Annotated in this window: 19 protein-coding genes and 3 pseudogenes; 16 read left to right on the forward strand and 6 right to left on the reverse strand. The window is 42.4% G+C overall.

The annotated features are described in order from the left end of the window. Window positions 1–163: 163 nt before the first annotated feature. The gene (locus F7734_RS16370) at window positions 164–871 is read right to left on the reverse strand and encodes an HAD family phosphatase (protein ID WP_155745695.1); all 708 of its coding nucleotides are present in this window, start codon (window positions 869–871) and stop codon (window positions 164–166) included. Further along, window positions 868–1,785: a class I SAM-dependent methyltransferase gene (locus F7734_RS16375; protein ID WP_155745696.1), complete on the reverse strand. Its 918-nt coding sequence runs from the start codon at window positions 1,783–1,785 to the stop codon at window positions 868–870. The genes F7734_RS16370 and F7734_RS16375 overlap by 4 nt, the downstream gene beginning before the upstream one ends. Window positions 1,786–2,140: 355 nt before the next feature. Between F7734_RS16375 and F7734_RS16380 the strand changes: the two are divergent. The 10 genes and pseudogenes from F7734_RS16380 to F7734_RS16425 all read left to right on the forward strand — a co-directional run. Beyond that, window positions 2,141–3,052: pseudogene (locus tag F7734_RS16380) on the forward strand (RtcB family protein); the annotation flags it as partial. Between the two features lie 299 nt (window positions 3,053–3,351). After that, a pseudogene (locus F7734_RS16385) lies at window positions 3,352–4,071 on the forward strand (RtcB family protein); the annotation flags it as partial. Window positions 4,072–4,221: 150 nt separating this feature from the next. Further along, window positions 4,222–5,106 carry an ATP-grasp domain-containing protein gene (locus F7734_RS16390; RefSeq protein WP_155745697.1) on the forward strand — a complete coding sequence of 295 codons (885 nt, stop codon included), beginning with the start codon at window positions 4,222–4,224 and terminating at the stop codon, window positions 5,104–5,106. A gap of 49 nt (window positions 5,107–5,155) precedes the next feature. Then, window positions 5,156–5,728: a Uma2 family endonuclease gene (locus tag F7734_RS16395; protein ID WP_155745698.1), complete on the forward strand. Its 573-nt coding sequence runs from the start codon at window positions 5,156–5,158 to the stop codon at window positions 5,726–5,728. A 237-nt stretch (window positions 5,729–5,965) separates the two neighbouring features. Further along, window positions 5,966–6,787 carry a Uma2 family endonuclease gene (locus F7734_RS16400; RefSeq protein ID WP_155745699.1) on the forward strand — a complete coding sequence of 274 codons (822 nt, stop codon included), beginning with the start codon at window positions 5,966–5,968 and terminating at the stop codon, window positions 6,785–6,787. Between the two features lie 43 nt (window positions 6,788–6,830). Then, window positions 6,831–7,613, forward strand: coding sequence for a Uma2 family endonuclease (locus F7734_RS16405; protein WP_155745700.1), 783 nt, complete (start codon window positions 6,831–6,833; stop codon window positions 7,611–7,613). Between the two features lie 301 nt (window positions 7,614–7,914). Continuing rightward, complete coding sequence (locus F7734_RS16410; protein WP_155745701.1) at window positions 7,915–8,742, forward strand: methyltransferase domain-containing protein; 828 nt, start codon at window positions 7,915–7,917, stop codon at window positions 8,740–8,742. Between the two features lie 229 nt (window positions 8,743–8,971). Next, a complete protein-coding gene (locus F7734_RS65335; RefSeq protein WP_347566213.1) occupies window positions 8,972–9,601 on the forward strand; it encodes an NAD(P)-dependent oxidoreductase in 630 nt (209 codons plus the stop codon). Then, window positions 9,561–9,905, forward strand: a complete 345-nt coding sequence (locus F7734_RS65340) for a hypothetical protein (RefSeq protein WP_347566214.1) — start codon at window positions 9,561–9,563, stop codon at window positions 9,903–9,905. The genes F7734_RS65335 and F7734_RS65340 overlap by 41 nt, the downstream gene beginning before the upstream one ends. 358 nt (window positions 9,906–10,263) lie before the next feature. Beyond that, a complete protein-coding gene (locus F7734_RS16425; RefSeq protein ID WP_155745703.1) occupies window positions 10,264–11,847 on the forward strand; it encodes a calcium-binding protein in 1,584 nt (527 codons plus the stop codon). Here the strand turns inward: F7734_RS16425 and F7734_RS16430 are convergent. Next, on the reverse strand, window positions 11,806–12,156 hold the full coding sequence (locus F7734_RS16430; RefSeq protein WP_207714117.1) for a hypothetical protein: 351 nt from the start codon (window positions 12,154–12,156) through the stop codon (window positions 11,806–11,808). The genes F7734_RS16425 and F7734_RS16430 overlap by 42 nt on opposite strands. A 293-nt stretch (window positions 12,157–12,449) precedes the next feature. Here F7734_RS16430 and F7734_RS16435 point away from each other — a divergent pair, with 293 nt between their 5' ends. The 3 genes and pseudogenes from F7734_RS16435 to F7734_RS16445 all read left to right on the forward strand — a co-directional run. Beyond that, the gene (locus F7734_RS16435; protein WP_155745704.1) at window positions 12,450–12,761 is read left to right on the forward strand and encodes a type II toxin-antitoxin system HigB family toxin; all 312 of its coding nucleotides are present in this window, start codon (window positions 12,450–12,452) and stop codon (window positions 12,759–12,761) included. Between the two features lie 86 nt (window positions 12,762–12,847). Continuing rightward, window positions 12,848–13,279, forward strand: coding sequence for a transcriptional regulator (locus tag F7734_RS16440; RefSeq protein ID WP_155745705.1), 432 nt, complete (start codon window positions 12,848–12,850; stop codon window positions 13,277–13,279). Between the two features lie 215 nt (window positions 13,280–13,494). After that, window positions 13,495–13,623, forward strand: a pseudogene (locus F7734_RS16445) (transposase); the annotation flags it as partial. An 83-nt stretch (window positions 13,624–13,706) separates the two neighbouring features. Here the strand turns inward: F7734_RS16445 and F7734_RS66125 are convergent. Both F7734_RS66125 and F7734_RS16455 read right to left on the reverse strand, forming a co-directional pair. Further along, a complete protein-coding gene (locus F7734_RS66125; protein WP_347566215.1) occupies window positions 13,707–14,339 on the reverse strand; it encodes a transposase in 633 nt (210 codons plus the stop codon). Beyond that, on the reverse strand, window positions 14,263–15,093 hold the full coding sequence (locus F7734_RS16455) for an oxidoreductase (protein WP_155745706.1): 831 nt from the start codon (window positions 15,091–15,093) through the stop codon (window positions 14,263–14,265). Before F7734_RS16455 ends, F7734_RS66125 begins: the two co-directional genes overlap by 77 nt. A 322-nt stretch (window positions 15,094–15,415) precedes the next feature. Between F7734_RS16455 and F7734_RS16460 the strand changes: the two genes are divergently transcribed. The 3 genes from F7734_RS16460 to F7734_RS16475 all read left to right on the forward strand — a co-directional run bounded on the left by F7734_RS16460 (window position 15,416) and on the right by F7734_RS16475 (window position 18,298). Further along, complete coding sequence (locus F7734_RS16460; RefSeq protein WP_155745707.1) at window positions 15,416–16,336, forward strand: AraC family transcriptional regulator; 921 nt, start codon at window positions 15,416–15,418, stop codon at window positions 16,334–16,336. Window positions 16,337–16,696: 360 nt separating this feature from the next. After that, window positions 16,697–17,419 carry a hypothetical protein gene (locus tag F7734_RS16465; protein WP_155745708.1) on the forward strand — a complete coding sequence of 241 codons (723 nt, stop codon included), beginning with the start codon at window positions 16,697–16,699 and terminating at the stop codon, window positions 17,417–17,419. 450 nt (window positions 17,420–17,869) lie between these two features. Then, a complete protein-coding gene (locus F7734_RS16475) occupies window positions 17,870–18,298 on the forward strand; it encodes a type II toxin-antitoxin system HicB family antitoxin (protein ID WP_155745710.1) in 429 nt (142 codons plus the stop codon). Between the two features lie 398 nt (window positions 18,299–18,696). Here F7734_RS16475 and F7734_RS16480 read toward each other — a convergent pair whose 3' ends face one another. Further along, window positions 18,697–19,578: a PLP-dependent aminotransferase family protein gene (locus F7734_RS16480; RefSeq protein WP_155745711.1), complete on the reverse strand. Its 882-nt coding sequence runs from the start codon at window positions 19,576–19,578 to the stop codon at window positions 18,697–18,699. Window positions 19,579–19,614: the final 36 nt, after the last annotated feature.

Consider the following 19,614-nt stretch of genomic DNA (forward strand, 5'->3'; position numbering starts at 1 on the left):
TGAGGATCGATTCTCTCTGGTAAAAGGTAGAATTAAGGCAAATTATTACTCCCGGTTCGCCCATTTTTTTGGGATGCATAGATAAGAGCTATTGCTGAAACAAGAACTCAATAACTTATCTTTACTCCAAACAACCATTCATAATAACATTACCAACAGTAAATTAACCATTTTTTTGCGCGTAAAGTTCCTGAACTCGTTCCAGTTCTAAATCGCTCAGATAATCTATTGTCCAGTTAGCTTGGCGCTGTAGCATATGGAATGGGTAGGTATGCGCTACTCCAACAACTTGCATCCCTGCTTGTTTTGCCGCTTGTATGCCAGCAAAGGTATCTTCGATCGCCAAACACTCTTCTGGCAAAAGGTTTAAATCGGGATATTCCTGGTTTAGGCGTTTGACTGCAAGCAAATAACCGTGCGGGTCTGGTTTACTAGTGGTAATATCATCATCTGCAACAATGACTTTAAAATGTTGAGCTAAGTTGGCGCGATTAAGTATTAGGTCAATTTCTTTACGGATCGCGCCACTGACGATTCCTATTTTTAAATTACGAGCACGCGCTTGAAAGAGTAAGTCATCTAACCCAGGATATAGAGGCAATTTTTCACCTTTTTCTATCTCCCGAACATAACTTTCTGCTTTACGATTAAGCAACTGGGTGAGATAAGTTTCACTCACCACACGCCCTCGTTTGGCTAGCAGTTCTTTGACGCAAACGCGATCGCTACGTCCCAAACAAATTGTGCGGTACTCACCTGGTTTTATGGTCAGGTTTTCTTCAATCAGAAGTTGCTCTATAAGTTTCTCGTGAATGGATTCATCATTAATGATGACACCATTAAAGTCAAACAGAATCGCCTTTAGACTCATGGAAGTATATTAAAAGCTGGTGATGGAAATCCCTGCAACTCTCCATTATCTACTGTGGTGTCCCCTTGTGTAGGAGTGTAACGCATGGTATTCCTTTGGACATTGCGATCGCCAGACACAATTGGCTTGATTCCACTTGTGACTTGATTGATCCACCAGACATCCTGAGTTTGTACACTGCCAAATCCGGCTGCACCCATCCAAGCATCAATGCTTCCTGCTGCATATTCCTGAATGTACGGCTCCTCAAAAACATTATTCAGCCAATCCAACTGCCGAATAGTTTTTTGATTACCATCCAAAATCAAGACTTGTCCCCCAGATACGAGTAACCGGAAGGCTTCGCGTAGAATCGCTTGAGAGACTGCAACTGGTGTTTCGTGGAATAACAGAGAAGCAGTTACCAAGTCAAAGGAAGCATCTGGAAAACTAGTTCTCTCAGCATTGCCATGTCGCCAGGAAATTTCCAAACCAGCATTTTGTGCTTTGTGTGAAGCCCTCACAAGCATATAAGGCGATAAATCCAAACCTATGACTTCGGCTTGAGGGAATGCCTGCTTTAACATTAAGGTTGTTGAACCCGTCCCACAACCCAAATCTAGAATTCTTCGCGGTTGTACCTGAATCGCATCAATTAACGCTTGACGAACAACAGTTTCGTTAGGGGGTAAAACGTATTGGGTAATGGGATCGTAGGTAACTGCTGCACCAGGGTTAAGATAACCACGCTTAATTCCATGAAAGTTTTGACTGGTGTAATATGTGGGAATTGTCACATCAGCACGACGGTAGCGATCGCTTTCTTTTTCCCAATCTACACTTTCCGCATACCGCTGCAACCCCTGTTCATCAATCAGGAGACGCACGACAGGGGATAAAAAGCGTTCCCAGATAGTATCTTGACGAACTGCCATAGAATTTTGTGTACTTTTCTTTACCTATTATAATTAATATTACAGGGAATAGAGACTGGGGATTGAGGATTGGGTATTTTCGTGCTTAGTTGTGAGCGAACTTTTAAGACTTGTCATTGCTAATTTAACCATACTACAATAATATTACATTCATGAATGGTAGGTTGGGTTGAGGAACGAAACCCAACAAAGCATGAAGAAAGTTGGGTTTCGCTATCGCTCAACCCAACCTACATGGTTTAAAATTTATGACTTACCCAAGCAGTATTAAGGTGAGTGAAATTCATGCAATTAGCTTGTGTAAAAAAGCCCAATTCAATTAATCCAAAATCCAAAATCTAAAATCCAAAATTTTATGCCCTACGAAGAATTAGAACTTTCCACACCATCACCCGTCCTGTCTTGGGCAAACCACCCATTAGGGACAGAAGAAACCAAGATGGCAAAAAATGTAGCATCACTACCATTTGTATTTAAACACGTAGCATTGATGCCAGACGTTCACTTAGGTAAAGGAGCCTTAGTTGGTTCAGTTATCGCCACAAAAGAAGCCATTATCCCCGCTGCTGTCGGAGTGGATATTGGCTGCTTTGTAGGTGATACTCTTATTCCTCTAGTCGATGGTAAATTTTACTCCATAAAAGATTTAGCTGAATGTCATGAAGAGTTTATAGTTTACTCGTGTACCTCCACCGGAAAAGTCGTAGCAGCTAAGGCAAAAGCAAGGTTAACCAGACGTAATGCTCCTCTTGTAAAAGTCATTCTGGACAATGGTGAAGAAATTATCTGCACACCAGATCACCAATTTATGCTTAGAGATGGAAACTATGAGGAAGCACAACATCTTCAATCTGGAACATCTTTGATGCCGTTCTACTCAAAAACAGACAAAGATGGTTATACCTTAGTCTCTCAATCTCAGTGTAATCACAAAGTTGTAGCTGTTCTATCTTTAGACTATACACAAGACGTTTATTGCCTTACAGTACCTGAATATCACAACTTTGCTTTAAAAGCGGGTGTCTTCGTTCACAACTGTGGTATGATGGCGCTAAAAACGCCATTCAATGGTGACAAACTAGAAGGAAAACTGAAAAAAATCCGCTTGGATATTGAAGCAGCGATTCCTACGGGATTTAACGAAAATAAAGAGGTTGAAAAAACTGTTACCAACTGGCAAAGCTGGCGCGACTTTAAAGACTTGCATCCAGGAGTGCAAGATTTACAAGGCAAAGCGATGAAACAAATGGGTTCTCTAGGAGGGGGTAAAGAATTGCCCCTTGCTATAGTAATATAGTAATCAAAACTCGTCCAAATCGGTGAAGGCTGAGAAATAGTAAATTTTTTATATATTTACTTGCTAATACCGAGGGAAGTGGTCAAACACCCCGTAGAGAGCAGAGGGACTTGGGCATCCTAGTTAATTTGTGAATTAGGATGAAGGTGTGCTCCGAACTATACCGAATAAGGAAGGTATAGAATCAAGCAGAAATGCCTTGGTCGATTGTAATGAATTAAGAGTATGGAGACTCAATAAGCTTAATTTTTACAATTAGTAACAAATTGAATCATTTTCTAGAAGTTTGCCTCGATACAGAGAACCAAGTTTGGCTGATGTTGCATTCCGGTTCGCGCCATATTGGCAATAATCTCGCTCAATGCCATATCAACACTGCTAAAAATTTAGCAAAAATGGCAGATAATAAATTGCCAGACCCAGATTTAGCCTACTTTATTGCTGGTATGCCAGAATTCCAAGCATACTGGCACGATTTGCAATGGGCGCAGGACTATGCGCGTGTCAACCGTGAGGTCATGATGGCGCGTTTTAAGCACATCATTGAGAAACATTTAGCAGGTGGTAGATCGATTAAACCTTTATTAGAGGTTAATTGCCATCATAATTATGCTGAGAAAGAAGTGCATTTTGGCGAGGATGTATACGTCACTCGTAAGGGTGCAGTTCGTGCAGAAAAAGATGACTATGGTATTATCCCCGGTTCAATGGGGGCAAAATCTTACATTGTTAAAGGTAAAGGTTGTGCCAATAGTTTTTGTTCTTGCTCGCATGGTGCAGGTCGTTTGCTATCTCGAAATAAGGCAAAGAATGTTTACACTCTTGACGATTTAATTGAGCAAACAAAAGGCGTAGAGTGTCGTAAAGATGAAGGTGTTTTGGATGAAATTCCAGGTGCTTACAAACCTATAGATGAGGTAATGAACAATCAAGCCGATCTAGTTGAAGTTGTAGCAACTCTCAAGCAAGTTGTTTGTGTAAAAGGTTAGCTTGATTAGATCCCCTGATGGGTCAGACCTCTCACCTCGTTCCCAGGCTCAGTCATAATCTCTGTAGAGACTAGCCATGCTAGTCTCTACATTTTGACAATTGTGCTAACAAACTTTAACCGAGTTGTATTGCGTTAGACTACTATAGAGATGATTGTTTTAAGTGAATCACCAGAACAACTAGAACCATCTGCAAGTGTCAGCAATATTAAATTATTGACTGAGGCTGCTCAAATACAGGGATGTACTGTATATAATATACCACCAGACTTTGAACGTTGTGGCACGGCGGAAAATGCTTTATGGCATATTCCTAATTACACTCAAGAAACTACTGCTATTTGGATAGGATATATTCCAGAATTTGAACGCTATCAAGCTATTTACAATGCTGCTTTAGTTAAAGGGATAAAACTAGTTAATTCACCACTACAACATCAGTTAGTAACAGAATTTGATTTATTTTACCCATATTTACAAGGTTTAACTCCTGAAAGTATCATCGTTAAATCAGTTGAAGAATGTGCTCATGCTGGTGAAGTATTGGGATTTCCTATCTTTGTTAAAGGAGCAGTTCAATCAAGAAAAAGACAGGGATGGAAGTCTTGTGTTGCGAAGAACTTAGAGGAATTAGAAACGCTAACAGAATGGTTATTAAAGCTCAAATATGGTTCGCGTGGTAGAGCGATCGCTAGAAAATGTGTGAATTTACGCTATCAACGCTTAGCTCCAAATGGCTTTCCTATGGGAAGAGAGTATAGAGTTTTTATGTATAATGGGCAAGTTTTAGAATATGGATACTATTGGGATGGAAATGACGACCTAAGCAAACTTTCACAACAAGAAGAAAAAGAAGTCTTAAGCTTAGCTACTTTGGCATCTCAGCGCCTCAATGTTCCTTATGTGGCGATTGATATCGGACAATTAAAAAGTAGAGAGTGGGTAGTAGTAGAGGTAGGCGATGCTCAATTTTCAGGAACTTGTCACATCCCCATACTGGAGTTGTGGAATAAGTTAAAAGATATAGATTCTTAGAAAAAGCTATGATTTATCAATACGATCGCTTGATTCACAGGTAGCGCATATGGTACAAGCACCAACGCAAACACTGACCTTAGAAGAGTTTCTGAAACTCCCAGAAACTAAACCTGCAAGTGAATACATTGATGGTGAAATCATTCAGAAACCTATGCCCCAAGGAAAACACAGCAAGTTACAAGGTAAACTAGTCACTACCATTAATGACATAGTAGAAGAGCAGAAAATTGCGCTTGCCTTACCTGAATTGAGGTGTACCTTTGGTGGACGCTCAATAGTTCCAAATGTAGTGGTCTTCGCTTGGGATAGAATTCCCCTTGATGAAGATGGGGATATTGCTAATGTATTCGCGGCTGCACCAGACTGGACGATTGAAATTCTCTCACCAGAACAAAGCCAAACCAAAGTGACTGGAAAGATATTACATTGCTTAAAATATGGTACCAAACTAGGTTGGCTTGTCGATCCTGGTGAAAAATCTGTGCTAATTTATCCACCAGGACAGCAGCCGGAACTTCTAGAGCAACCAGAGGATGTTTTACCTGTTCCAGATTTAATGAAAGATTTCCGCTTAACGGTGGCTGATTTGTTTGGATGGTTGAAAGTAGTCAAAGGGTAAACTAAATCTGTGTAAAGCTTAAAATACCCAGAAATGTCTTTAATTACTGTTTTTGACAATTTGGTACAGGTTTTAGCCCGGATTGTTGAGTATGGTACTCTCCTAAAAAACTTTGCCAGTACAATCATTTGCAACACGCGCTGGAAATGCAGATAAAGCATCGCAAAGTAGTTTGCACCTTGAATGCTTGAGGGATTGTGCCTGATAGTAAATAATAGTAGCTATTGTGTTAGGAACATGAGAGAAATACTGAGTGAAATTGATATCCCACCCCAGTTTCCCGACCATACCCAATTACCAGAGTCGGATGGTACGTTTGTGAAGAATTTCCAAGAACATCCTCAATGTTTAATGTTGACGGACTCCATCGCGCCTGTGTTGCAGAAACTACATCCAGATGGACAGTACTGTATCGGTCAAGACTGTGGGATCTACTGGCGAGAAACCGAACCACCAGAAAAAGGAGCCGAAGCACCCGATTGGTTTTACGTACCTGATGTACCGCCAATGCTAAATGGCAAAATACGTCGTTCCTATGTTTTTTGGCGGGAATACATCCCCCCACTCATCGCCATCGAACTTGCAAGTGGCGATGGCGAAGAAGAAAGAGATGCAACACCCCTAGCGCAGGCGCGTCAGAAAGGTACAAAGCCGGGAAAATTTTGGGTATATCAACAAATTATCAGAATTCCGTACTATGTTATCTATGAAATCAATCATGCCAAATTGGAGGTGTATCACCTGGTAGATTTTTCATACCGCAAGCTGCAAGCGAACGAGGAAGGAAGATACTTGATTGAACCTTTGGGAGTGGAACTGGGGTTATGGCGAGGGAGTTACTTGAACAATCCAGAGCAATTCTGGTTGCGTTGGTGGGAGACAAATGGCAAGTTGTTACTCATTGGCAAAGAAGAAGCTGAGCAAGAAAGACACAGGGCTGAGCACGAGAGACAGAAGGCTGAGCAAGAAAGACAAAGAGCTCTGGCTGCAGAGCGAAAAGCTGCAGAACTAGCAGAACGGTTGCGAGCAATGGGTATTGACCCAAATGCGGTAGACTAGGTAGCGAGGAGTGAGCAATGCGATCGCATAATGGTATAAGAACATGGGTGAAATGTTTACTGAAATTGATATCCCACCCCAGTTTCCCGACCATACTCAATTACCAGAGTCTGATGGTACGTTTGTGAACAATTTCCAAAAACATCCTCAATGTCTGATTTTGACAGACTCCATCGCTCCTGTTTTGCAACAAATGCATCCAGATGGACAGTACTGCATTGGTCAAGACTGTGGGATTTACTGGCGAGAAACCGAACCACCAGAAAAAGGAGCCGAAGCACCTGATTGGTTTTACGTACCTGATGTACCGCCAATGCTGGATGGCAAAATACGTCGTTCCTATGTTTTTTGGCGGGAATACATCCCCCCACTCATCGCTATTGAACTTGCGAGTGGCGATGGCGAAGAAGAAAGAGATGCGACTCCTCTACCCCTCGCCCCTCATCAAGAAAGTGCGACGCCCGGTAAATTTTGGGTATATCAACAAATTATTAGAATTCCGTACTATGCTATCTATGAAATCAATCATGCCAAGTTGGAGGTTTATCACTTGGTAGATTTTTCCTACCAAAAGTTGCAACCCAATGAGCAAGGAAGATACTTGATTGAACCTTTGGGCGTGGAACTGGGGTTATGGCGAGGAGTTTACTTGAATAATCCAGAGCAATTCTGGTTGCGCTGGTGGGATACAAATGGTAACCTTTTGCTAATTGGTCATGAAGTTGCTGAGCAAGAACGACAACGGGCTCTTGCCGCAGAGCGAAGAGTTGTACAACTAGCAGAACGGTTACGGGCAATGGGCATTGACCCAGATGCGGTAGAGTAGTTGTAACCTTTTGAGTTTTAATTTTTACCAAATCTGGGCGGGCGAGGACGCCCACCCCACAAAATGTTCACTCCACAAGATGTTCACCTCATAAGAATTTACAGCCTAAACTCCTCAGTAATTACCACATATTGTTTTTACCCCACCCTAACCCTCCCCTTGGAAAGGGGAGGGAACCGGAAATCTAGTTTCCCCCCTTTCCAAGGGGGGATTAAGGGGGGTAATTTCAACTTTCCAAGGGAGGATTAAGTAAGTCTAACTTGATATAAAAATGGTATCAAAGTTCGTACTTCAATGGACAATGTTGAACAATACACAGTTAGATAAATATAAACAGAACCTGCTAGCTGACTTTAATTCGCGAACTCATTACGATCGCGGTAGATTTCATGCTCCTGTTGCTCATCGTTTAATTGAATTTGCTCAACTTCAACCGGGACAAACTGTCTTGGATATAGCAACAGGGACTGGTTTAGTTGCACTTGCTGCTGCCAAAAAAGTAGGTATTGAAGGTAAAGTCGTTGGTGTGGATATTTCCACTGGAATGCTAGAGCAAGCAAGACAAAAGCAAATTAATTTGGGTTTACAAAATGTAGAATTTATTGAAGCGGATGTAGAAATTGTGGAATTTAGCGATCGCTCTTTTGATGTTATATTTTGTTCTTTAGCAATTTGTTATTTGACTGACATTTCTCCTGCTTTAAAAAAATGGCATGAGTGGCTTAAACAAAATGGAACTTTAGCCTTGAATGTTTGGGCAGAAAAAGCTTTTCCTCCATCAGTTTTGTTTAGAGAAGTCGCCCAAAGATATGGTATAAATATTCCTAACCCTAACGAACCATTTGGTACGCTTAAAAAATGCTATCGGCTCCTACAAACAGCAGGATTTAAAAGTATTCAAGTGATACAAGAGCAGTTTGGTTGGTACTTTACCCCTGACTTTAAGAGTGCTGAAGAATTGTGGCAAATTAATTCTAAGAACGTTTTTGGCTCTCAAGTCTTTGAACTTTCCGCAGATGAGTTAGCTCGGTGTAAGGCTGAATATATGGCGGAAGTTCAGGCTTTACCGACGACAGAACAAGGTGCTTGGTGTGATGCTTCTATCTTTTTTGTCATAGCTCATAGGTGATATTATTTTGGATGCGTTGATTTTAGATTTTGAATTGGGAAAGCATTGCTTGGACTACATTTCACCCTACAAGCTGACGTTCAGCCAGTATCAGATGAAACTCCATACCGTTTCCTACTGAAATTGGACTACTCAAATTTATAATAATTGGATCTTCAATCAAACCAAAATCCGCTCTAACTTTAAAGTATCAACTCTAAACCAATGCTTGTTTTACAGGAGTGTTGATATGAAAATTTTTATTGCAGGTGCAACGGGAGCAATTGGTCGTCCACTGGTCACAGGTTTAGTTGCTGCGGGTCACGAAGTGATTGGAATGACTCGAACATCAGAAAAAGCTCATGTTCTTACCAAACTGGGGGCAAAAGCCGTAGTGGTTGATGCTTTTGACGCAGTAGCAGTCCGTACTGCCATGACTCAGGCTCAGCCCGAAGTGGTTATTGAGCAATTGACTTCTCTACCTCAGACCTATACGCGAGCATCAATGACTGCGGCGGCTGAACTAGATGCTCGATTGCGGCGAGAAGGTGGTGCAAATGTACAAGCGGCTGGTGTGCGTCGTTATATTATCCAGTCAAGCGCGTTTTGGTATGCTCCTGGTTCGGGACTGGCGACAGAAGAAACACCATTTGCCTTTGATGCAACGCCTGCAATAGCATCCGGTACTCGTGTATACGCTGATACTGAACATCGAGTCCTTACAGCAACCAATCTCGAAGGGATCGCTCTCAGATATGGCTTCTTTTACGGACCAGGAACTTGGTTCGCAATCTTATGGAGATGTCGCCAACCAAGTCCGTCAACAGCAATACCCAATTGTGGGAGAAGGAAAAGGAGTTTGGTCTTGGGTTCATATTGAAGACGTTGCTGATGCCACCATTGCCGCAGTGCATCAAGGTATCCCCGGTATTTACAACATCAATGACGACCAACCAGTCGAACTCCGAGTGTGGTTATCTGCTTATGCTCGTTGGCTGGGTGCTCAACCACCTGTTCGAGTGACTGAAGAACAAACAGAACGTGCTCACGGTTCAGACGCGGTTTACTACGCCAACCACCTGCGTGGAGCATCAAACGCTAAAGCAAAACGAGAACTGAATTGGCAACCCAGACCACTCGAATGGCTTGCAGAAGTTTCCGCTAATATTGACCCTTCCTTTTAGGGAATGTCTTCATTTTAATACCTGCAACACTTCATGAGGCTGACACGTAATTTATTTTATACAAGGATGACTCATGCTAGGAAGTTAGCGATCGTGATTGTCTCAAACAAAGCGATATCTCTGGCTGTTCGGACTACAAATGATGAGCAGCGTTACACAAGATTGTGGCAGAGGTTGATATAGGACTAGTATTTGATTTCTGAAAAACTCGTTAGACAGATATATTTCACTGTATTATCTCGTAGGTTTTTAAATCGAACCGTGATTACTATATCATCCAAAACATAAGTATTTTCCGGAGATAAATCTTTAGTTCTTGTATCCAAAAAATAGGTAAGTCTATTGAGGATAGCTTAGTATGCCATTTAATCATGAACTAGAAGACCAAGGAAGCTTGTTGTTTTGGGAAGAAGAGTCGGGAGAAATTTCCTCTGAAGAAGGGACAATTGCGCCGGGAAGCGGAATTATTCAAGGTACACAGGGAAATGACTGGATTGAAGGGACAATTTTTGATGAAGAGATTGAGGGTTTAGGAGGGAACGATACCATAAATGGAGGCGGAGGAATCAATACCATTCGAGGTGATGATGGGGATGATGTAATTATCAATCTTTTGGGGAGTGTGAATGGAGGAGCTGGTAATGATACTCTGATTGCAGATTACAGCAATTTCACTCATCCTGATTTGATTGATGGATTAGGCATTCAGATTACTTTTGCTGGTCTAAATCACATTAACACCCGCTCAAGTAATGCCATACTGCTCACATTCTCCAGCATCGAAAGATTTCAAGTTATCGGCACAAACTTCGATGATGTTTTAAGCGGCTCAGCAGGTAGTGATACCCTAATTGGGGGCGCGGGGAACGATATCATTACAGGTGGCAGTGGCAATGATATTCTTGATGGAGGAGCAGGAATTGATCGCCTCAGCATTAACCTCAGTAGCGCAACCGCCGATCTGACATTAAATCTCAATCTATCAGGTTCTCAACTACTAGGAAATACCACAGCACAAGTCAGCAATTTTGAAAAATTAGACTCAATTATCACAGGAAGTGGTAACGACACTATCATTGGTAATGCTGCAAATTCTTCAGGTGCTATTAGAACGGGAGCAAGCAATGATACTATTAACCTGACTTATGCGGGAAATATTTCTTCAAGAAGAGAAGTAAATGGAGGAGTGGGAAATGACACCCTCATCGCAGATTTCACCAACGCTGTTCATCCCAATCTGACTAACGGACTCGGTATTGATATTCCTGCTAATACTAGCGTTTTTCGCTTCCTTTCAAGTGGTGCAATATTTCTTGACTATTTGAATATTGAACAGTTTAATATCACTGGTACAAGCTTAAACGATTCTTTAAGAGGTCTTGGGGGCAATGATACCCTTAATGGCGGTGCAGGCAACGATACCTTGAGCGGAAATTCAGGTAATGATACCCTGAACGGGGGTTTAGGTAATGATACTCTTTTGGGTGAAACTGGACTCGATCTACTCACAGGTGGTCAAGGTAATGATATCTTAACAGGTGGGCAAGATGCGGATATCTTCAGTTTTAGTGGTGTGAGTAGCTTTAGTGATTTAGGCATAGACACCATAACTGACTTTACCAAAGGCAGCGATAAAATCCAATTATCCCATCGTTTATTCAACTCATTAACCCTAAGTAATGGGATAGCTGCCAATGAATTTGCCACGATTACTGCCGATAGTTCTACTGAAAGCAGTCTTGCAGGCAGTAGCAACGCCTTCATAGTTTACAATAAATCTACTGGCAGCCTTTTCTATAACTCTGATGGTGCAGTTGCAGGATTAGGAAGTGGTGGACAATTTGCTGTTTTGAGCAATAAATCTCTGTTAGATAACAGTGATTTCTCTTTATCAATCACACTAATAACAGGTGGCCCTCAGCCAGCAATACCACTCGGTTAAGAATTGTTCTAGGTGGATTTTCATCATGTTTGAAATTTTACTTACAGGAATGCGGTTCCACAGATCGGTAAGCTCAATGGTATCGAAGAATGCTACTGCCTTGACAATACGCCCGTTTTTCATGGTCATATACCAGGAATAGATGTTGGTATAGGGTTTGCCGTCTTTGGCTGTAGCTGTTCCATCCCATAAGGCAATTACCATGTCGCCCTCGGCATAAATGCCTCGTAAACTGGGTACTATTCTGACGCTCAATCGCTCGTTAATTGGCGCGATCGCTCGCCTGGGAGGGTACGCATGAACACACAAAACACTTGTCTTGAACTTCGCAATTTGCTAAGATAGTTGGAAAAGTTCTAATACCAATTCTCTGTAAACTTGAGCTTAATATTTGGTGACAAACAACGAATTATGTAAGCTTTACAGGTCAAACGATTACAAAATATTAAGCTCATCTTTGTGGAAAATTGGTATTAGCTTTTATCTTTTTGATTGATTAAATTTGACTAATCAGTCAAATTTAAATCACTAATTTTACAAAGGAAAAAGGAGTCTGTGAGCATGATTTTTTTAAAATTTAGGTCTAGAGGACAACCGTTTCTATGCGTATTATCACAGAAGCCAGACTTAAGAAAGCTTATGAAAAGCACCCCGAAGCTGAGGCGAGTATACGAGCCTGGAAGAAACTTGTAAAAGCACAAAACTGGAATAACTTTAACGATGTAAAAGCTACTTCTGTTTTTGCGCCTGACCAAGTTAAAAACTTCGTCATTTTTGATATTGGAGGAAATAAATATAGGTTAATAACTTGTATCAACTATAAAATCAAAGCTATATACATTCGGGACTTTTTAACTCACGCAGAATACGATAAAGATAAATGGAAAGAAAATGACGAATGGTTTGATAGCTAGGTTAAACGCTATCAAATATATAAAACTAAGATTGGTATTTTTTCCAATCCTTAGTCTCAAGAATTAAACTCTATTAGAATAATGAAATGCTACCTCAAAACAAAAGCTTTACGGACTTGCTTATATCGTTTCCTCCGCGCCCCATAAAATCTGAAGAAGACTTAGAAAAAACTCAAACGGTTGTTGATAATCTGCTTGATAAAGGACAATTGACGGAGGAAGAAGAAGATTATTTGAATTTACTGGGAATCTTAATTCATGAATATGAACAAACACAAGATTTAGTGCCAGATATTTATGGAGTAGAACTTCTTAAGGTTTTAATTACAGAATTAAATTTGAAACAAAAGGACTTAGTTCCTGTCTTTAAAACTGAATCAATTGTTTCTGATGTGCTTAAAGGCAAGCGGAAATTAACAGTGGAACACATTCAAAAGCTGGCACATTTTTTTAATCTTTCACCTGCTGTATTCTTCCCTGAAGACCCAACAGAACGAGATTTTTTAGAAGTAGCTTAGTAAATATTCCCACGGCTACGGCTTCATTCATTAGAAGAATTAGTGGTCAACACTGTGGCTTATCTATATAAATAATAACTCCTGATTTAATTATCAGGGGTCTTTTAGTAGTAGCCTGTGAACAGGGTCTACAGTTGAGCGATGAAAGTCAATCGGCACGGTAAAGCTAAAATCTTTACTCAACAGGAGATACAGGTAAGCTTGGCAAAGGTATTGGAATAGTTGAAGGGATTAATAATAAATTGAAGCTATTAAAACGCTGCGGATTTGGATTTAGAAATTTTAATAACTTTGAAATGCCAGCTTTACTATTTTGGCATTTTCCGAAAAGTTTAGCCCACTAAGTACGGAAGAACCCAGTTTCTCAAAGGATTGCAATGTCTATTGTTGATACAGCTAGTACAGCACGGCGGAAATAAATAGACCATTAAATCGCCAAGACTTTACCTTTGTAAGTCCATTTAAAAGGTTTAGCCATTGTTTGATTAAAGTATTCAATAAAACTGAGTATTCGATTTTTTAAATCATCTTTACTAACGAAACTTGCCCGTTTAAGTAACTTGCGAACCAAAATGCTGAACCAAATCTCGATTTGATTTAGCCAGGAACAATGTTTGGGAGTGTAATGAAAAACAATTGTGTGTTCTGGATCACTTAAAAAGGCTGCGCGAGATTTCATAGACTTGAGAATACCAGTTTTACCTTTAATACCTAAATCAATATTCAGCCCTTCTTTCTCTGCAACAAAGCGAACCAGCGACTCCGATTGGTGAGTATTAAGACAGTCCATTATCAAAGAGACGCGGGGCGTAGAGACACGGAGACGCGGAGAGTCCTTACGCCCCGGACGCGGGGCGACAGCCCTAAAGCGGTTTAAACCGCTTTGGGGCTGAAAGTCAATCCTTGTAAAACTTTTGACGATTAGTTTAGTTTCGATCGCGTACAAAAAATCTTTTTTGGCACAGTCCCGCCTTTTGCACTCCTTATCTGTAATCAGTGGATTCAGCCAGAGTACGCCATTGTGCCGTTTCTTGCTCGACGTAAGCGTTTTTCTCAGCAATTGCCTGAAGGGTGTCTGTCCCTAGAGGCAACCGCAGAGGTGGGGTATCTGCGTTGACGATCTCAAGGATCGCCTGGGCGAGTTTGGTGGGGTCTCCCGGTTGTTGATAGTTCAGTTCAGATGCGTGGTGACGGATTTTACCGACTGTCTGGGCGTAATCGGAAATTTCCATGGCTGTGCGCTGGAGCGAGCTGCCATCAAGGAAATTGGTCCGGAAGTATCCCGGCTCCACCACAGTGGCATGGATACCCAGAGGAGCTAATTCATCGTGCAGAGCTTCGGTAATGCCTTCAACTGCAAACTTGGTTGAGGAGTAGATGCCCCACCCTGGAGTGGAGCGGTAGCCCCCGATCGAGGATAGGTTAATAATGTGTCCGGAGCGGTGCTGACGCATACTGGGCAACACGGCACGGGTCACATTCAACAGCCCGAAGACGTTCGTGCGGTATACCCGCTCAACTTCTTCTGCACTGGTTTCTTCAATGCCTCCGAGCAAACCGAATCCCGCATTGTTGACTAACACATCGATCTGCCCAAAGCGTTCCAGTCCGGCTGCAACTGCTGCTTTCACTTGAGCCTCGTCGGTAATATCCAGGCTGAGCGTCAACACATTTTGACTGGACTCGAACTGATGCAAATCGGTTTTGTTGCGGGCGGTTGCAATTAATTGGTCACCAGCTGCCAAAACTGCTCGTGCGATTTCGGCTCCAATTCCACGGGAAGCACCTGTAATGAACCATGTTCTCTGAGTCATCTTTCGATCTCCTTACATTCAGTTAGTAACACAGCTAGATTCTTCAACCGACATCAATTCGTTTCTAATCAGTTGCAAGAGCGGTATTTTTGCTTTGTCCTCACCTCGATTTTGCGCTCGAAGCGATTTGGATTTGCTTGTTGTACCCTGCTCTCTTGCCTTATCCTTTCATTGGATTTTTGTTATAGGTTTATCATAGGTTTAAGTAGAAGGGTTATAAATACATAAATCTCGCAGATTATTGCCCGATCCTCTCAAGCAGTCAGAAAAGAATCCTCTATAATAATCGCAGCAACACGATTGGAGCGATCGATAAACTGCTATGGCAATTGAACTCTTGAAACGCGAGAGGGCAAAGAACGCTTGTCAAGAACTGGTGGAACTAGTGACTCGCCATACGGATGACTTGGGGAACGGTATCCATTCAACTGCGATCGCTCAGTTGGAATTTATGCGGGAATCTGCTGCTCCTACAGCACTCTGTGCCGTATATGAACCGACTCTTTGCATTATTCTTCAAGGCAAAAAAGAAACCTTACTAGGAAAAGAAACCTATCAGTATGGCGCAGCTCAATATATCGTTGTCACAGTGGATTTACCGCTCAGTGGATACATTGTCGAAGCGACACCAGACAAACCGTATCTAGGATTTAAGCTGAGCCTGGACGCAATTCAACTTTGGAATATTATTGACCAAATCCAGCACAGCCCAGATAAAAAAGAAACTTCAGTTAGAGGCTTGTTCGTTAGTGATGCTAATGCACCGTTGATTGATTGTGCCACCAGACTAACACGGCTGCTGGATACGCCCCAGGATATTCCATTCCTGGCACCGATGATTATTCGCGAAATCTATTACCGCCTTTTAATTGGCGAACAAGACGAAGCAGTTCGGCAGATTGCGACATCAGGCAGCAATATGCAGCGCATTGCAGAAGTCATTAAACGCCTCAAAGCTGATTTTACAAAATCATTGCGCGTTGATGATTTGGCTCAGCAAGCGAGTATGTCTCCTGCATCATTCCATCGCCATTTCAAGGCAGTCACCTCAATGAGTCCATTGCAATATCAAAAACAGTTGAGATTATTGGAAGCACGTCGTCTGATGCTGAGTGAAAACGCTGATGCAACCCATGCGGCTTATCAAGTTGGTTATGAGAGTCCTTCACAGTTCAGTCGTGAATATTCCCGCTTATTTGGTGCCCCACCCATGAAGGATATTGAACGTTTACGAATCACCTGAACATTGAAGTTCGCTACATATTTCCAGGACTGGCTCAACCGCTTTATCGCTTGAAGGGCATAGTATTGCTGCTGCCTTCCTCCTGCCCATTCTCCCGCGTCCCAATTTGACGACGACAGGTGCATTGGTGACTCGGTTGTTGTTTGAAGACACCCGTACCGTTGGGGCGGCGTTCCTCAAGCGCAGAACAATTAAATCGCGTTTTAACTCAAAGAACTTGAGTGGTCTAAATTGAGCACGAGCGCTCAGAATGAAAAGTAACTAAAATCGCTCAAGGGCGAAATGGAACCAAAAGTTCAAGGCTTTTCGCTCCTTTTGCTACACTTTGTCAGCTTTTGTCCTGTATAAAAGAAAACAAACATGAATGACTTATTAGCATTAACCATCAACGCGCACGGCGGCATAGAGCGGTGGAAGCAGTTTAAAGCAGTTTCTGCACACTTGGTGAATGGTGGGGCACTGTGGAACATCAAAGGCAAAGCTGGAATGTTGGATGATATCGATGTAACCGTTGACCTGCACCGCCAATGGGCATCTCATACCCCCTTTGGCGCTCCCAATCAACATACTTCAATGGAAGCAGAACGGGTGGCAATTGAAGCCACGGATGGCACAGCGATCGAAGAACTACTGCATCCGCGAGCGTCCTTTAAGGATCACACCCAGGAAACCCCGTGGACGAACCTTCAGTTAGCCTATTTTATTGGTTATGCGATGTGGACTTATTTAACCAGCCCGTTCACCTTCACCTTGCCCGGTTATGAAGTAGAAGAAATGGAACCCTGGCAGGAAAACGGCGAGAACTGGCGAAGACTGCAAGTTACTTTTCCGCCCTACATCGCCACCCACAGTAAAGTGCAGACCTTTTACATCGACAAGGATGGGTTAATCCGACGCCACGATTACGATGTGGAAATTAGCAAGGGCACACCTGCTGTGCATTATCTTTCCCATCATACAGAGGTATCGGGAATTATCGTGCCCACCAAGCGTCTGGTTTACATCCGGCAGCCTGATTTGTCACCGCTCAAGGAACCCCTTATTGTGTCGATCCAACTCAGCGACATCAATCTTATCCTTTAAGTCACAGGTATGGTGACAAATTCTCACGATATTTCGGTAGTTACCCCCTCCCGCGCCCCCAAAGGAGAGGTCGCCGATTTCCCATACCAAACTCCTTAATTATGATTATGTAATAATGGTTACATAATCATAACAAGGAAAGATATGGCGCTCTCCGTCTTTTTGACCACCCGCCAGACAGGGACTTGACATTCGGACAAAAACGTCCGACACTGTTTCTATGAAGGGAAGCGAATTTGTCAAGAAGGTGGAGCAACTTGGAAAGAGTCGCGGGATAACGGTTTCCGTCAACAAGGAATGCGGGAAGGGAAGTCACGTCACACTTTACTTCGGTTCCCGATTCACAGTTGTTCGTAACCTCAAAGATGAACTCAAAAAGGGAACTCTTCACAGTATGCTGAAGCAGCTTGGTCTTTCGTTGGGTGACTTGTAGTAAGGGAGAATATGAGTATGGAGCGGTTTTCATTTCCGGTTACCCTCACGCCTGATAAGGATGACGGCGGATTCGTCGTCACGTTTCGTGATGTCCCTGAAGCGATTACGCAAGGGGATACCGTTGATGAGGCTTTGAGCGAGGCGGCTGATTGCTTAGAGGAAGCGATTGCGGCGTACATTGCCAACGAGAAGGATATTCCCGTGCCATCGAAGCTTGAGCGTGAGGAAAAACTCGTTCACCTACCGTTACAGATGGCAATGAAAGCAGCGGTTCATATTGCAATTCGCGAGGCGGCAATCACTAAGAGTGAGCTTGCCCGGAGGATGAATATCGACGAGAAGGAGGCAAGGAGAATCGTCGATCCTCACTACAACACGAAGCTTCCGAAAATCGAGAAAGCTCTTCATGCTCTTGGAAGACACGTAGAGCTTCGGATGTTTTGATCGTGAGAGCGGCGCTCGTGGTACTTGTTTCCGTTCCCGATGAAGCACTGCCGGGACTCGTTGCGCGTGTCGAGCGACAAGCGCCCCGGAAAGACGCTGCAAAAAAAATGACATCAAATTTCACTTCGTGACCTTGAGCTTCCCCTAACTTTAGCGTGTTGATTTTTCCTACTAGCAAGTTTTGATTTCAGTATTTATAAGATTTTGTGTCATTAATTTATCTTATTCATTTCGGTTTATACATTAGTCTTCGATCTTTTTTCAGAAAATTTACGTATGTATTAATTAAATTATGCTAAATTTTACTTAAGCCTATAATTTTTGTCGGTTAACAGATTATTTGTCGTTATTCACACAATACTGTCGTCGAAAGTAAAAGTCACTCAAGTGTAGGCAGATCAAGAATTGCTTGAGCATATAAGTACAGCACAAGTGCTCCCGATATGTATACTCTGGTGCGAAGGAGTAACATATATCAGCTTTGCATTTTTGGGAAGACACTCCACTTGCAATCCTTGTGCATCCACTGGGACTCCAACCACTTTTGCGCCATAGGACTCGAAAAGAAGACGTATAGGAGGATAGCCCGGATCTTCCACTGCTACCACTGTTTGTGGTTCAATCAGAACTCGCGCAATTAAATCAAATGCTTGCTGTGCGCCATTAGTCACAATTACGTTGTCTAGATGACACCTGACTGCACGGCTGAAGGACACGTATTTGACGATCGCTTCCCGTAATTCTCTCATTCCTTCTGGCAGTCCATATCCTACAGGTGCTTCAGCCAAACGACGCGAACAAAAAGCTAATATGCGCCGCCACTCGTCAAAGGGAAATCTCGGTTTATCAGGAAGACTGATGGAAAAGTTATACATCAAATTTGCTGGTGCAGGAGGTAACAATTCAGCACCTGTTAACTGTTGCCAAAAAGGTTTGATCTCAATAGCCGATTGTTTGAGATTGTGAAAGTAGCGATCGCTTGAAACAATATCAGCAACGAAAGTACCTGCACCAACGTGTCCGTCTAGCAATCCATCACTCATGAGCAAATCATAAGCCTGCATCACCGTATTTCGAGAAACACCCAACCGAGTCGCCAGTTCGCGAGTTGGTAGTAGTTGCTCGCCTGCACGCAAACGCCCATCCAAAATGGCTGCCCGAAGCTGTCGATAAATTTGCCCGGTTAAATCGTGACGTTCAGCCAGCGTCAGATGAAACTCCATACCGTTTCCTACTGAAATTGGACTATTCAAATTTATAATAATTGGATCTTCAGTCAAACCAAAATCCGCTCTAACTTTAAATTATCAACTTTA

The organism is Scytonema sp. UIC 10036, assembly GCF_009725235.1.

What these genes read in the sequence shown, in the direction of transcription:
- F7734_RS16370 (WP_155745695.1), bottom strand. Translation starts at nt 871, where the DNA reads ATGAGTCTAAAGGCGATTCTGTTTGACTTTAATGGTGTCATCATTAAT.
- F7734_RS16375 (WP_155745696.1), bottom strand. Translation starts at nt 1,785, where the DNA reads ATGGCAGTTCGTCAAGATACTATCTGGGAACGCTTTTTATCCCCTGTC.
- F7734_RS16390 (WP_155745697.1), top strand. Translation starts at nt 4,222, where the DNA reads ATGATTGTTTTAAGTGAATCACCAGAACAACTAGAACCATCTGCAAGT.
- F7734_RS16395 (WP_155745698.1), top strand. Translation starts at nt 5,156, where the DNA reads ATGGTACAAGCACCAACGCAAACACTGACCTTAGAAGAGTTTCTGAAA.
- F7734_RS16400 (WP_155745699.1), top strand. Translation starts at nt 5,966, where the DNA reads ATGAGAGAAATACTGAGTGAAATTGATATCCCACCCCAGTTTCCCGAC.
- F7734_RS16405 (WP_155745700.1), top strand. Translation starts at nt 6,831, where the DNA reads ATGGGTGAAATGTTTACTGAAATTGATATCCCACCCCAGTTTCCCGAC.
- F7734_RS16410 (WP_155745701.1), top strand. Translation starts at nt 7,915, where the DNA reads ATGTTGAACAATACACAGTTAGATAAATATAAACAGAACCTGCTAGCT.
- F7734_RS65335 (WP_347566213.1), top strand. Translation starts at nt 8,972, where the DNA reads ATGAAAATTTTTATTGCAGGTGCAACGGGAGCAATTGGTCGTCCACTG.
- F7734_RS16425 (WP_155745703.1), top strand. Translation starts at nt 10,264, where the DNA reads ATGCCATTTAATCATGAACTAGAAGACCAAGGAAGCTTGTTGTTTTGG.
- F7734_RS16435 (WP_155745704.1), top strand. Translation starts at nt 12,450, where the DNA reads ATGCGTATTATCACAGAAGCCAGACTTAAGAAAGCTTATGAAAAGCAC.
- F7734_RS16440 (WP_155745705.1), top strand. Translation starts at nt 12,848, where the DNA reads ATGCTACCTCAAAACAAAAGCTTTACGGACTTGCTTATATCGTTTCCT.
- F7734_RS16455 (WP_155745706.1), bottom strand. Translation starts at nt 15,093, where the DNA reads ATGACTCAGAGAACATGGTTCATTACAGGTGCTTCCCGTGGAATTGGA.
- F7734_RS16460 (WP_155745707.1), top strand. Translation starts at nt 15,416, where the DNA reads ATGGCAATTGAACTCTTGAAACGCGAGAGGGCAAAGAACGCTTGTCAA.
- F7734_RS16465 (WP_155745708.1), top strand. Translation starts at nt 16,697, where the DNA reads ATGAATGACTTATTAGCATTAACCATCAACGCGCACGGCGGCATAGAG.
- F7734_RS16475 (WP_155745710.1), top strand. Translation starts at nt 17,870, where the DNA reads ATGGAGCGGTTTTCATTTCCGGTTACCCTCACGCCTGATAAGGATGAC.